This is a genomic window from Arthrobacter sp. HMSC06H05, from assembly GCF_001807395.1.
GTDB classification, from domain to species: domain Bacteria; phylum Actinomycetota; class Actinomycetes; order Actinomycetales; family Micrococcaceae; genus Pseudoglutamicibacter; species Pseudoglutamicibacter albus.
In genome coordinates this window covers 107,052-119,020 of sequence record NZ_KV788977.1, presented here as the reverse complement: position 1 = coordinate 119,020, position 11,969 = coordinate 107,052, and the positions used below count along the sequence as shown (strand labels likewise).

The 11,969-nt window shown below is 59.9% G+C and carries 12 protein-coding genes; 11 read left to right on the top strand and 1 reads right to left on the bottom strand.

Annotation, left to right across the window (positions count from 1 at the left end; translation table 11 throughout):
• Positions 1-45: 45 nt before the first annotated feature.
• From HMPREF3160_RS03110 to HMPREF3160_RS03090, 5 genes are all read left to right on the top strand, one after another.
• Complete coding sequence (locus HMPREF3160_RS03110; protein WP_256173931.1) at positions 46-1,035, top strand: tetratricopeptide repeat protein; 990 nt, start codon at positions 46-48, stop codon at positions 1,033-1,035.
• 199 nt (positions 1,036-1,234) lie between these two features.
• Entirely contained in the window at positions 1,235-2,008 is a 774-nt protein-coding gene (locus HMPREF3160_RS03105; RefSeq protein ID WP_070507034.1) for an ABC transporter ATP-binding protein, read from the top strand.
• Positions 1,993-3,573: a hypothetical protein gene (locus HMPREF3160_RS03100; protein ID WP_070507031.1), complete on the top strand. Its 1,581-nt coding sequence runs from the start codon at positions 1,993-1,995 to the stop codon at positions 3,571-3,573. Before HMPREF3160_RS03105 ends, HMPREF3160_RS03100 begins: the two co-directional genes overlap by 16 nt.
• Before the next feature lie 53 nt (positions 3,574-3,626).
• Positions 3,627-3,914 (top strand): DUF3039 domain-containing protein, encoded by a 288-nt coding sequence (locus HMPREF3160_RS03095; protein ID WP_035754612.1) that lies wholly within the window; start codon positions 3,627-3,629, stop codon positions 3,912-3,914.
• A gap of 160 nt (positions 3,915-4,074) precedes the next feature.
• On the top strand, positions 4,075-5,856 hold the full coding sequence (locus HMPREF3160_RS03090) for a DEAD/DEAH box helicase (protein WP_070507028.1): 1,782 nt from the start codon (positions 4,075-4,077) through the stop codon (positions 5,854-5,856).
• A 163-nt stretch (positions 5,857-6,019) separates the two neighbouring features.
• On the opposite strand, the gene HMPREF3160_RS03085 is transcribed toward HMPREF3160_RS03090, so the two are convergent.
• Entirely contained in the window at positions 6,020-7,327 is a 1,308-nt protein-coding gene (locus HMPREF3160_RS03085; protein ID WP_070490404.1) for a nicotinate phosphoribosyltransferase, read from the bottom strand.
• A 65-nt stretch (positions 7,328-7,392) separates the two neighbouring features.
• Between HMPREF3160_RS03085 and clpS the strand changes: the two genes are divergently transcribed.
• From clpS to rdgB, 6 genes are all read left to right on the top strand, one after another.
• Positions 7,393-7,692: an ATP-dependent Clp protease adapter ClpS gene (gene clpS, locus HMPREF3160_RS03080; RefSeq protein ID WP_035754619.1), complete on the top strand. Its 300-nt coding sequence runs from the start codon at positions 7,393-7,395 to the stop codon at positions 7,690-7,692.
• A complete protein-coding gene (locus HMPREF3160_RS03075; protein ID WP_070490402.1) occupies positions 7,692-8,408 on the top strand; it encodes a DUF2017 family protein in 717 nt (238 codons plus the stop codon). Before clpS ends, HMPREF3160_RS03075 begins: the two co-directional genes overlap by 1 nt.
• Positions 8,409-8,528: 120 nt before the next feature.
• Complete coding sequence (murI, locus tag HMPREF3160_RS03070; RefSeq protein ID WP_370977398.1) at positions 8,529-9,434, top strand: glutamate racemase; 906 nt, start codon at positions 8,529-8,531, stop codon at positions 9,432-9,434.
• A 14-nt stretch (positions 9,435-9,448) separates the two neighbouring features.
• On the top strand, positions 9,449-10,408 hold the full coding sequence (locus tag HMPREF3160_RS03065) for an MBL fold metallo-hydrolase (protein WP_083285362.1): 960 nt from the start codon (positions 9,449-9,451) through the stop codon (positions 10,406-10,408).
• A gap of 100 nt (positions 10,409-10,508) precedes the next feature.
• Positions 10,509-11,252, top strand: a complete 744-nt coding sequence (gene rph, locus HMPREF3160_RS03060) for a ribonuclease PH (protein WP_035754623.1) — start codon at positions 10,509-10,511, stop codon at positions 11,250-11,252.
• Complete coding sequence (gene rdgB, locus HMPREF3160_RS03055; RefSeq protein WP_070490579.1) at positions 11,249-11,914, top strand: RdgB/HAM1 family non-canonical purine NTP pyrophosphatase; 666 nt, start codon at positions 11,249-11,251, stop codon at positions 11,912-11,914. Before rph ends, rdgB begins: the two co-directional genes overlap by 4 nt.
• The last annotated feature ends 55 nt before the right edge of the window (positions 11,915-11,969 follow it).

Here is an 11,969-nt window from a genome sequence, read left to right as displayed (position 1 = left end):
AGGAACCTGCGGGGCACGACTGAGAGGATGAGGCACGCAGTGTCGATGGATTCTTCATCATTTGATGCACAGCCTGGGCAGGCGCACAACCCGAATGCGAGTGTGGGTGCTTCCGGAAGCCAAGCTGAGTTCGCCGCTCCAGCGTCCTCGGCAGGTGCTGTGGACTTATCATCGCTAGGCCAGCAAACCCCAGGCCAGGCTACTGAGGCATCGGACATGGAAGCCTCGCTGGGCCAGTGGGCCACGATGGTCACGGAAGAGTCGCTGCAGGAGTTCGCGCAGCTCAGCACGCGGGTCCCGGCGTTCTTGGTCGCGTATTCGGCGCGCTCTGAAGCCGCCGACTCCGTGGTCCGGGTTGTGGATGATGCGGTTGAGGCTCAGGCGGGTAAGTTCGTTCTGGGTGTTGTGGATGTCGATGAGCATCCGCGTGTGGCTCAGGCCTTGCAGATTCAGCAGGTGCCGATGCTGCTTGCGGTCTTAGGTGGCCGACCGATGCCGCTCTTCGCAGGCACCGTTGATTCCGAACAGATGGCGGCAACACTTCAGGAGTTGCAGCAGGTTGCGGTTCAGCAGGGGATGGCTTCCACGGTCGCACCTATTAACACGGCTGGCGCCGAAGCGGCTGGTGGCCGGTTCGCTGAGGCTGATGCGCTGGTTGCGCAAGGGGAATATGATGCGGCGCGGGCTTTGTATGAGCGTGCCGTGGAGGAGAACCCGGCTGATGCGGAGGCTGAGGCCGGTGTGCATCGGGTTGATTTGTTGAAGCGGGTCTCTGGTTTCGATGCGCAGGAGGTCCGTGATACTGCGGCTTCCAACCCGGATGATGTTCAGGCCCAGATCGATGTCGCTGATCTTGACGTCGTGGGCGGGCACGTGGATGATGCCTTCTTACGTCTGATTCGTTTCATCGGAGCGCATCGCGGTGATGACCGTGAGGCGGCACGGGTGCACTTGGTTGAGTTGTTCAGCGCGGTGGGGCAGAACGATCCACGCGTTGCCGCTGGTCGCCGCAAGCTGGCGATGAGCTTGTTCTAGTTGAACCGGTGAAGTAACCGGAGAAAATGTGTCAAGAGCCACACATTCTAGTGTGGCTCTTGATCTGTATTAAATCGCATGGTTCGATTTTTATATGACGCATATTTCAGGCGAACCTGCGCATAACCATTAACGTGGGGTGGGGCCTACGCATAAAGGTCATGAAACAACATCACATCAGAGGCAAGGAAGTTATCAGATGCAAGGTTTAGCGGATCCGTCCTCGGCGGCGGTGAGTTTCCGTGGGCTAGGTAAGAGTTTCGGGGATAAGGTCGCGGTCTACCCGTTCGCCTTCGACGTTCCGCGTGGATCGTTCTATGGCTTGGTGGGGCCTAACGGGGCAGGCAAGACCACAACGCTATCGATGCTGACCGGCTTGCTACGCCCGGATACCGGACATGCGTATGTTCACGGCGTCGATGTGTGGAAGGAACCACTCGTAGCGAAGAAGAAGCTGGGCGTTCTGGCTGATGGTATGCGGCTCTTTGATCGGCTTTCGGGCCGTCAGCTGATCACATACACGGGACGTTTGCGTGGCATGGATGCCGAGGTGGTTAACGCGCGCGTTGAGGATCTCTTGCGGGTCATGGATCTACAAGACGCGGCTGATAAGCAGGTTGTGGATTATTCCGCGGGTATGCATAAGAAGATCGCGCTTGCGTGTGCGATGATTCAAGCGCCGCAGGTTTTGGTTTTGGATGAGCCTTTCGAGGCCGTGGATCCTGTTTCGAGTGCCAATATTCGCGACATCTTGAACAACTATGTTGAGCAGGGCGGTACGGTCCTGATTTCGAGCCACGTCATGGCGATGGTTGAGCGGATGTGCACGCACGTTGCGGTGATTGCGCAGGGGCAGCTCAAGGCTGCTGGGACGGTGCAAGACGTATGCGACGGTATGACCCTTGAAGACCGCTTTGTTGACTTGGTGGGTGGCCGCGGCGAGCAGGAAGGGTTGTCTTGGTTGCACAGCTGATCAAGCTGCGGTGGAGGTTGTTCGTTAACGGCCTGATCCGCAATAAATGGCAGCTTTTTGGCGTAATCCTGGGCGGGCTGTACATGGGGTTCCTGCTGGTGATCGGTGCGTTGGCGTTGGCGGCGATGACCCCGGAAGATGCGCCTTTTGCTCAGATGATCGTGGTGACGCTGAGCGCACTGGTAGTGCTGGGTTGGACTGTTGTGCCCGCGTTCTTCACGGGCATGGATGGGGCGATGGAGCCGCAACGCTTTGCGTTGTTCCCCATCAGCGCTGGAAGGCTCGCTCCAGGGTTGTTACTCGCCGGTTTCATCGGAGTCCCTGGCGTGGCAACGCTGATCTTCATGCTGATCGCTGCCTTCTCCTTTAAGTTCAACGCTGACTTGCTCGCGTGGGCGATTGTTGCCGGTCTGCTCTCAGCGTTGGCGGCGCAGCTTTTTGGGCGTACGTTCATGACGTGGTTTAGCACGGTGGGTGTCAAGCGTGGTGTGCGTGAATTAGGGACTGTGGTCTTGTTCCTCCCGGTCATGTTCATGGGGCCGATGATGGCCACGTTGGGTCCGGAGACGGATCACCACCTGATCGTGAACGTTCTAAACACGCTAGCTACCGTGAGTTCATATTCGCCGTTCGGTGCGTTCTTTGGCGCTGTGTGGGCCTTTGCATCGGGGAACATGGTCCACGGCGTGATCAGTAGCGTGATCGGTTTTGTGAGCCTTGTGGTGTGTTGGGTTCTCTATGTCCGCATCGTCAAGAAGGCCGCGGTGTCTCCTCCGCATACGGCCGCATCGAAAGACGTGAAGGGGCTGGGCTGGATCGGGCGCATGCCGGCAACTCCGTGGGGTGCGATCGCCGGCCGCGCGCTGATCTATTGGCTTAAGGACGCCCGCTATTCAGCCTCCCTGATCATGGTGCCGGTCCTCATCGTGGTGATCGGCATATTCATGCCACTGTTCCAACCGGACGCGGCTTTCGGTGGCCACCTCGCCGGCATTATGGTTGGCGCGCTCATGGGGTTCAGTATTTCTGCCGATATTTCTTATGACTCAACGGCGTTCCATACACATGTTCTCACCGGGGTGCGTGGCTGGCAGGACCGGCTGGGCCGTGTAGTTGCGGTGCTACCGCTCTCATTCGTAGCAGTCGGACTATCCGCGGTGGTTCCGTTGCTGATTCTGGACCGCGTCGAGATGATTCCTGATTCGCTACTGGCTTCGCTGGCAGCACTCGGTGTTTCATTGGGGCTGTCCGCGCTGGTATCGGCACGCTGGATTTATGCTGTTCCACAGCCCGGGGACTCCCCGTTCCAGACGCCACAGGGCGCCGGTATGCGGATGTTCATTACCCAGACCCTCTACCTCGTCGCCGTAGCCATTCTGCTCGCGCCTACCATGGTCTTCTACCTCATGGCGTGGAACGAGGCACGCGTGGTTCCGTTCGCAGTAACCGCCGCGTTCGACATCGTGTGGGGTCTGGTGATCTGTGTAGTAGGTATCTGGCTAGGCGGGAAATGGTATGACCGTTCGACGCCTGAACTGATGCAGACCGTGATCCGCCACGCGTGATCAATCATCTTTCCTCGTGTGCGCTCGGGCGAAGGCGGCATAGAATGGGTCGCATGAGTTCTCTCAACGATCCCTATGCCAACGATCCTGCCTCGCCTGACACCGCCTCACCTGGCGGCACTGCTGTGATGGACCGGCAGCTGCAAGAGCAGTTGTCGGAACCAGGGGACCATGAACGTTTTGCGCACTACGTGCAGAAAGACAAAATCATGGAGTCCGCCCTCACGGGTGAACCGGTGATCGCCTTGTGCGGCAAGGTTTGGGTTCCAGGCCGTGACCCGCAGAAGTTCCCGGTGTGCCCGGACTGCAAGGAAGTCTATGATTCGATGATGGGCGACTAAGCTAGCCCAGCGTCCGCGCGGGTTGACCCAGCGGTTCACTGTCGCGCTGTTTCCAAGCCGTGTTCGTTGCACGCGATGCTTGTTTTGTTGCGCCCGTTTCCTCATAGAAACCGGTGCTCTGTTTCTGTTGGTTGAAGAATGATTGTGGAGTGATGCTTTTATGTCCGATGCCCTGTTTTCCGTGGGCGAGGACATGCCACCGGCGTATCCGGAACGAGCCGCGTGGGGCACGGCTCCTAAGCTACGGCAGTGGCAGGCGGAGGCTCTTGAAGCGTTCTTCAACAGCCCAGAGAAGGACTTCCTTGCAGTAGCAACCCCAGGCGCAGGTAAAACAACGTTCGCGTTGCGTGTAGCCAAGACCCTGGTTGAGCGCGGCACCATCAACCGCATCACTGTTGTAGCCCCGACCGAGCACCTGAAGACGCAGTGGGCTGACGCCGCCGCCCGCATCGGGCTCTCTATTGACCCGAATTTCAAGAACTCCGATGGCCGCCACGGCCGCGGCTTCATCGGCGTTGCGGTGACATACGCGCAGGTTGCGAACAAGCCGCTGCTGCATCGAGCACGCACTGAGGCCGGGAAGACGCTCGTGATCCTGGACGAGGTCCACCACGCAGGCGACGCGTTGAGTTGGGGCGACGGTATCCGGGAGGCGTTCGAGCCTGCGGTACGCAGGCTATCGCTTACGGGTACGCCGTTTCGTTCGGATACGGCGCAGATCCCGTTCGTTGAGTATGTAGAAGACGAAGAGGGCATCCGCCGTTCGAAAGCCGACTACACCTACGGTTACGGTGAGGCGCTCAAGGATCACGTTGTTCGCCCTGTCATGTTCATGGCCTATTCCGGTTCGATGCGGTGGCGCACCTCAACAGGTGAAGAGATGGAAGCCCAGTTGGGGGAGGCCGCGACCAAAGACATCACACAGTCCGCGTGGCGTACCGCTTTGAACCCTGAAGGTGAGTGGATCCCGAAGGTTCTTCGCGCAGCGGATCAGCGTTTGACTGAGGTGCGTCGAAGCGTTCCGGATGCCGGCGGATTGGTGATCGCAACCGACCAAGACAGCGCGCGTGCGTATGCGGCGATCCTGGATCGCATCACAGGCGAGAAGACCACGGTTGTGCTCTCCGATGATGCCGGGGCCTCGCAACACATCGAGGACTTCACAGAGAACACGAAACGGTGGATGGTCGCCGTGCGCATGGTGTCTGAGGGTGTTGACGTGCCGCGTTTGGCAGTCGGCGTTTATGCGACCTCCACGTCCACACCACTGTTCTTTGCTCAGGCGATCGGGCGCTTCGTGCGTTCCCGCAAGCGCGGCGAGGTCGCGAGCGTCTTCTTGCCCTCGGTGCCTGTTTTGACGCATCTTGCCAACGAGATGGAGGTAGAGCGCGATCACGCACTGGACCGGCCAAGTAGCGGTGAAGACCAGACGATGCAGGAAGTCGAGGCGGAACTGGCTCAAGCCAACCGTGAAGAGCGCGCATCAAGTGAGCTCACTCATGGCACCTTCCAGGCCCTTGAATCGGATGCGAGCTTCGACCGTGTTCTCTACGACGGCGGTGAGTTCGGGCTAGGCGCGGGCGTGGGTTCCGAAGAGGAACTTGATTTCCTTGGTATCCCGGGCCTACTGGATGCCGAACAGGTCGGTGAGCTGTTGCGTCAGCGGCAGGCCAAGCACCTGAGCAAGCGGAAGACCGCGGCACAGCAACAAACGCCGGGAGAACAAACACAGGGAGTCGTGGATCACCGCCAGCTCATGGATTTGCGTACCCAACTCGCTAAGTCTGTTGCGGCGTATGCGAATAAGACGGGTATTCCGCACGGTCAGATCCACAACAAGCTACGCGCCATTAGTGGTGGCCCGCCGGTGGCGCAGGCTTCCGAAAAGCAGTTACGTAACCGCATCTCGACGCTACAGAAATGGTTTGTCGGCCAAAAATAAGGGCCGAAAATAAACGCCGTGGACGGCGCCTAACCGTGGACGGCGCCTAACAACAGCGGCGGCGTCCAGAACAAATATGCCATCTATGCCCTGGGCGCCGCCGGTTGTGTGTGCTTCGTTTCTGTGGGTGTTTTGTTTCTGTGGGTTTCGTCTTTCTGTGATCTTAGTCCTCGATCAGCGTTGGGATCACGGGTTCGCCCCGCATCAGCTGGCGTGCCCGCCCCGGCATTTCTTCGATCGAGGATTTACGCCGCTCGATCGCTGCCTCGACACCAGCAGCGCCGGTCAAACCGTCCTGGATTTCGCCGTTCACCACGAGTGGGATCTGCAGCGGGCGGTCGCTATCGGTGGCCCCGGAAGGAACCCGGTTCACACCGATCAGCTCAGCGGTTGCGCGGCCGCGTTCATTGATCTGGCGGTACGCATACTTCTTACCACCCACCGATTTCTTACCGGATGCCGATTTCGCGACCGGAACCCACTGGCCGTCATTGCCCTGACGCGCAACCAGCTTGTACACCATGGAGGCGGTCGGTGCACCCGAGCCGGTCACGAGCTGGGTTCCGACCCCGTAACCATCCACTGGGGCAGAACGCAGCGCTGCGATCGCGTACTCGTTGAGGTCCGAGGTCACGATGATCTTGGTATTCGGGTTGCCGAGATCATCGAGAAGCTCCCGCACCCACACCGCCTGGGACAGCAAATCACCTGAGTCCAAGCGCACACCACCAAGCTGGGGCCCTGCTACTTCAACGGCGGTGCGCACGGCCTGCTCCACATCGTAGGTATCCACGAGCAGGGTCGTGTCAACACCCATCGAATCAATCTGGGCTTTGAACGCCTCACGCTCAGAATCGTGCAGCAGGGTGAAGGAATGCGCGGCCGTGCCCGCGGTTGTGAGACCGTAGCGGCGGCCCGCTTCAAGGTTGGAGGTGCTAGCAAAGCCTGCGATGGCGGCCGCGCGTGCCGCCGCGATCGCGGACTCTTCGTTGGCCCGCCGCGATCCCATCTCAATGCATGGCCGTCCGCCCGCTACAGCGATCATGCGGGACGCCGCTGAGGCGACCGCGGTGTCATAGTTGAGCACTGAGAGCAGATAGGTTTCCAGGATCACCGCTTCAGCGAACGTGGCCTCGACCTGCATGATCGGGGAGTTCGGGAAATAGATCTCACCTTCGGCGTAGCCGGTGATATTGCCGGAGAAACGGAAATCGGCGAGCCAGTTGAGCATCGCATCGCCAACCACTTTGTTATCCGAGAGGTAATCGAGGTCTTCGGTGGTGAAACGGAAGTTTTCAAGCCCCTCAAGGAACCGTCCGGTACCGGCCAAAAGGCCGTAGCGGCGTCCCTCCGGGAGACGGCGTGCGAAAACTTCAAAAACACTCTTACGGTTTGCTGTACCGGAGGCCATCGCGGCCTCGATCATGGTCAGCTCGTAGCGGTCGGTCATCAGTGACGTGCTCGTTGACATGCCCCCAGCCTAATATGTCAAGCCCTCTGAGGTGGCACTCGGGTCCCACCACTACAATGTGTCGTATGGCTGCCGCAACCTCTGTGAGTTATCAAGTGGAGAAGGACAACGCGTTCGCACCCGCTGCCTCGCGCCCTTTCGAGCTTGTTGTGTGGGATGACCCGGTCAATTTGATGTCCTATGTTTCCTACGTGTTCCGCACGTACTTCGGCTATTCGGATTCGGTTGCACAGAAACTCATGCTTGAAGTGCACCATTCGGGCAAGGCCGTGGTGGCTCGCGGGCCGCGGGAAAAGATCGAAGCCGATGTTGAAGCCATGCACGGTTTCGGTTTGCAGGCCACGATGCGCGGAGGCGACGCCTGATGGCACGTCCTTTCAGAGCTACACGAAAAGGCTATTCAACTGAACTTGACTACGCAGAGGCCCAGCTGTTGGTGATGCTGGCTCGCGACATCGACCAGTTGCTTGCCGGGCGTGAAGCCGAACACGTCGATGCGGGTCTGAAGGCCGTATCGGGCACAACGGGCGCCGCTTCAAGGACAGCCTCAGACTCCGTAGAAGAACCAACAGTTACAGCAGCCGACGGGGCAGACCGCTGGTGGGAAGAACTGGGGCTCAGTAACGACATAGCGGACGCGGGGGCCTCGCTGCTAGGCGGGTCGGCTACGTTGGATGACCCTCAGGACCCAGCGCTTTTGGCTATCTTGCCGCGTTCGATCCATACCGATGACGCGGTGGGCGCCCTTGACGGTGCGGATGCAGCGATGCGTGCACGCACCGAGCCGGGGCTCATCGCTCGTCAAAGGGAAGGCTTGAAGTGGCTTGCGCGTGCTGTGATGAAAGACCCATTCTTGGTTCCGCATGAGAAAGCGGGGCAGGTGGCCTCGACACTCAACGTCATGCGGCTTGTATTGGCAGCCCGCCTGGGCATCGAGGATCAACAGGACGCCGATCGCGTGCAGGAAGCCATGGAACAAGGAGTGTCCGATGACCCGGACCAAGGCATGGTTATGCTTTACGGCTTCACCTCGTGGCTGCAAGACTCACTCATGCATGCGTTGTTGCGTGGAAAGGCTTAGCCTAGATACGCATCAAGCACCTCATTTTCTATGTGCATAACGGAGACCATGAAACCGGCATTGAACTCTGCCTTAGCAGATAGCGCCCGAGCGGATAGCGCCTCAGCAGAAAACGCCTCAGTGGAAGGCAGCGTCGCAACAGAAAACAACGCCGCGGCTACGGTGACTCGTGCGTTGCGTGGAGAAGCTTCAGCGAGTGATCCCACGTTGGCGCCGATCGGCGTGTTCGATTCCGGGGTTGGCGGGCTCACGGTGGCTCGCGCGATCATCGATCAGCTTCCACAGGAGTCCATCCTCTATGTGGGGGATACCGGGCGCGGCCCGTATGGGCCGTTGCAGCTTGCGCAGGTGCGCGCGAATGCGCTCGACATCATGGACCAGCTGGTCGAGGCCGGTGTCAAGCTTTTGGTGATCGCATGCAACACAGCCTCGGCCGCTGTTTTGCACGATGCACGCGAGCGTTACACGGTGGGTTACGGCATCCCGGTGGTTGAAGTGATCAAGCCGGCCGTGCGTGCGGCGGTGCGTGCAACCCGTACGGGCCGCATCGGTGTGATTGGTACGCAAGCCACGGTACGCTCACGAGCCTATGAGGATGCGTTCGCGGCCGCCCCGCATATTGAGGTGCGTGCGGCTGCGTGCCCTCGTTTTGTGGAGTTCGTTGAACGCGGCGAAACCTCAGGCGAGGAACTATTGGATGTTGCCCAGAGCTATCTGCAGCCGCTCAAAGAATATGGCGTGGATTCGCTCGTGCTGGGGTGCACGCACTACCCGTTGCTCACGGGCGTGATCTCTTACGTCATGGGGGAGGACGTGAGCCTGGTGTCCTCAGCGGACGAGACCGCGAAAGACGTGTTCCGTTCCCTCACCGAGGCAGGCCTCATCGCCCCGCCCGAGGCGAGCGCGCGCCACACGTTCATGGCTACCGGTGACACCGAGCATTTCTCGGTCATGGCTCAACGATTCCTCGGACCCGAGGTGACGGGTGTAACCCACATGATCCCGCGATATCCCGACAACACTTAATCGGAGCTCATGACATGAAACTGACGATCATCGGCTCCACGGGATCATTCCCAGGCCCCGGCTCGCCTGCATCGTGCTATCTGCTGACCGCACACGACGGAACCCGCCCGTGGCGCGTGCTACTGGATTTCGGGTCCGGATCCCTTGGCGTACTGCAACGCTACATGGACCTCAAAGACATCGACGCGGTCCTGATATCCCATCTGCATCCAGACCACTGCATGGATCTGTGCGGGTTACACGTTGCAGTGCACTGGGACCCAGAAGGCTGGGGCAGGGACCGCGTGCGGGTCTATGGCCCAGCCGATACCGCAGACCGCATGGCAGACGCCTACGGCCTACCGCGCGATCCGGGTATGCGTGAAGACTTCGACTTCCGGGATTGGGTTGCGCACAAAGCCGTCACGATAGGGCCGCTGACCGTAACACCGTATCCGGTGGTCCATCCCGTCGATGAGGCCTATGCGTTCCGCATTGAAGGACACGAGATCCTCGAAGGCCGGCAAATCCACTCCGTATTGACCTATTCAGGAGACACGGACGAATGCCCCGAACTCGTCGAAGCCGCCCGTGATGCCGACCTCTTCTTGTGTGAGGCCGCATTCCAAGAAGGACGCGACGACCACATCAAGGGAGTCCACCTGACCGGAAAGCGAGCCGGGGAGGCAGCGAAAGCAGCCGCAGTCCAGCGGCTCCTGCTCACCCACATCCCCGTTTGGACCGACCACACCACCGTCTTAGAAGAAGCCCGCGCCGAATACAGTGGCGAACTCGCGGTGGCCGTCTCAGGGGTAACCTACGGCGTACGTTCAGGCGAACGCATCGGCGACCCACGCACTGCAACCATGTCCCGCGTCCCAGAATCCCTAGCACGCGCACTTCAAGAGGCCGGCGTGCGGCACCGGCCCATCCCAGGCCACCGCGGAACCCGCGAAAACCCTGTCCAACCGGGGCCACACGATCCATCGCCATAAAATCCCTCGCCATAAATGCAGGCGACCCTTGCCGCACCAACACATAACAAGCCGATTACAAAACACCGTGAAACCACCAAAGAACGGATACGATGACCGCATGGGCATAACTAACACACGCGCCGATGGTCGCCGAGCAGACCAGCTGCGCCCCGTCACCATCACCCGGGCATGGTCAAAAAACGCTGAAGGCTCAGCTCTCATCGAATTCGGTAATACCCGGGTTCTGTGCACCGCTTCCTTCACCGAGGGCGTACCCCGCTGGCTCAAAGGAGAAGGGCGCGGCTGGGTTACCGCTGAATACGCGATGTTGCCGCGGGCAACCAACACCCGCAATCAGCGTGAATCCGTCAAAGGGAAAATCGGGGGCCGAACCCACGAAATTTCCCGGCTCATCGGCCGATCCCTTCGCTCCGTGATAGACACCAAACAGCTCGGTGAAAACACCATCGTGCTCGATTGCGATGTACTTCAAGCCGACGGCGGCACCCGCACCGCCGCCATCACCGGCGCATTCGTCGCACTCGCCGACGCAGTCGAATGGGCACGCCAAGAAGGCCTAGTTGATCAGGACGCGCAGGTGCTGACCGATACCGTCGCGGCAGTCTCGGTGGGCATCATCGACGGAACCCCTGTTCTGGATTTGCCGTACGTTGAGGACGTCCGCGCGGAGACGGACATGAACGTTGTGGTCCGCGGCTCGGGCGATTTCGTTGAGGTACAAGGTACCGCCGAGGGTGCGCCATTCAACCGTTCAGAGCTCGATGCACTGCTGGATTTGGCAGTGACGGGAGCGGCAGAACTAGCCGCAATGCAATGCGAAACACTGGGATGGCAACGATGAACGCAAACCCTACCGAAACTGTGAACCCCAACGAGGAAACAGCCCCGCGGATCGTGCTGGCATCCCATAATCAGGGAAAGCTAGCGGAGCTACGCGAACTGTTGCGCGGCAAGGTCGAAGGCCTCGATGTAGACACCCAGCTCATTGATGCGGCAACCGCGGGCGCTGCCGATGTGGTCGAAAGTGACGTGACTTTCGAAGGCAACGCGCTGCTCAAGGCCCGCACCGTGGCCCGAGAGACCGGGCTGATCGCGATCGCCGACGACTCCGGCCTGGCCGTAGACGTCATGGGTGGATCCCCAGGTTTCCTCTCTGCACGCTGGGCAGGGGTGCACGGCGACGATGAAGCTAATAACCGCTTGTTGCTAGCGCAGATGGCCGACATCACCGACCCGATACAGCGGCGCGCTTACTTCGTGTGTGCTGCCGCAGTGGCAAGCCCCGACGGCTACGAAGTCGTGGAACGCGGGGAGCTCGAAGGAACCCTCTTGACCGAGCCCCAAGGTGAGGGCGGCTTCGGTTACGACCCCATCGTGCAACCGCTGGGCTCCAGCAAGTCACTCGCCGAACACACCCCAGAGCAGAAGAACAGCATCAGCCACCGGAAGAAAGCGATCGAGGCGCTCTTGCCCTCGATTATCGCTGCCTGCTCTAACAGCTAAGGGAAGATAGCTGACGGAAAACAGCGACGGGCGGATTGCGTTGATACGCAATCCG

Coding starts and splice junctions, on each gene's coding strand:
- rph (WP_035754623.1), top strand. CDS start 10,509: ATGGGCATAACTAACACACGCGCCGATGGTCGCCGAGCAGACCAGCTG.
- rdgB (WP_070490579.1), top strand. CDS start 11,249: ATGAACGCAAACCCTACCGAAACTGTGAACCCCAACGAGGAAACAGCC.
- clpS (WP_035754619.1), top strand. CDS start 7,393: ATGGCTGCCGCAACCTCTGTGAGTTATCAAGTGGAGAAGGACAACGCG.
- HMPREF3160_RS03085 (WP_070490404.1), bottom strand. CDS start 7,327: ATGTCAACGAGCACGTCACTGATGACCGACCGCTACGAGCTGACCATG.
- HMPREF3160_RS03095 (WP_035754612.1), top strand. CDS start 3,627: ATGAGTTCTCTCAACGATCCCTATGCCAACGATCCTGCCTCGCCTGAC.
- HMPREF3160_RS03110 (WP_256173931.1), top strand. CDS start 46: ATGGATTCTTCATCATTTGATGCACAGCCTGGGCAGGCGCACAACCCG.
- HMPREF3160_RS03090 (WP_070507028.1), top strand. CDS start 4,075: ATGTCCGATGCCCTGTTTTCCGTGGGCGAGGACATGCCACCGGCGTAT.
- HMPREF3160_RS03105 (WP_070507034.1), top strand. CDS start 1,235: ATGCAAGGTTTAGCGGATCCGTCCTCGGCGGCGGTGAGTTTCCGTGGG.
- HMPREF3160_RS03075 (WP_070490402.1), top strand. CDS start 7,692: ATGGCACGTCCTTTCAGAGCTACACGAAAAGGCTATTCAACTGAACTT.
- HMPREF3160_RS03065 (WP_083285362.1), top strand. CDS start 9,449: ATGAAACTGACGATCATCGGCTCCACGGGATCATTCCCAGGCCCCGGC.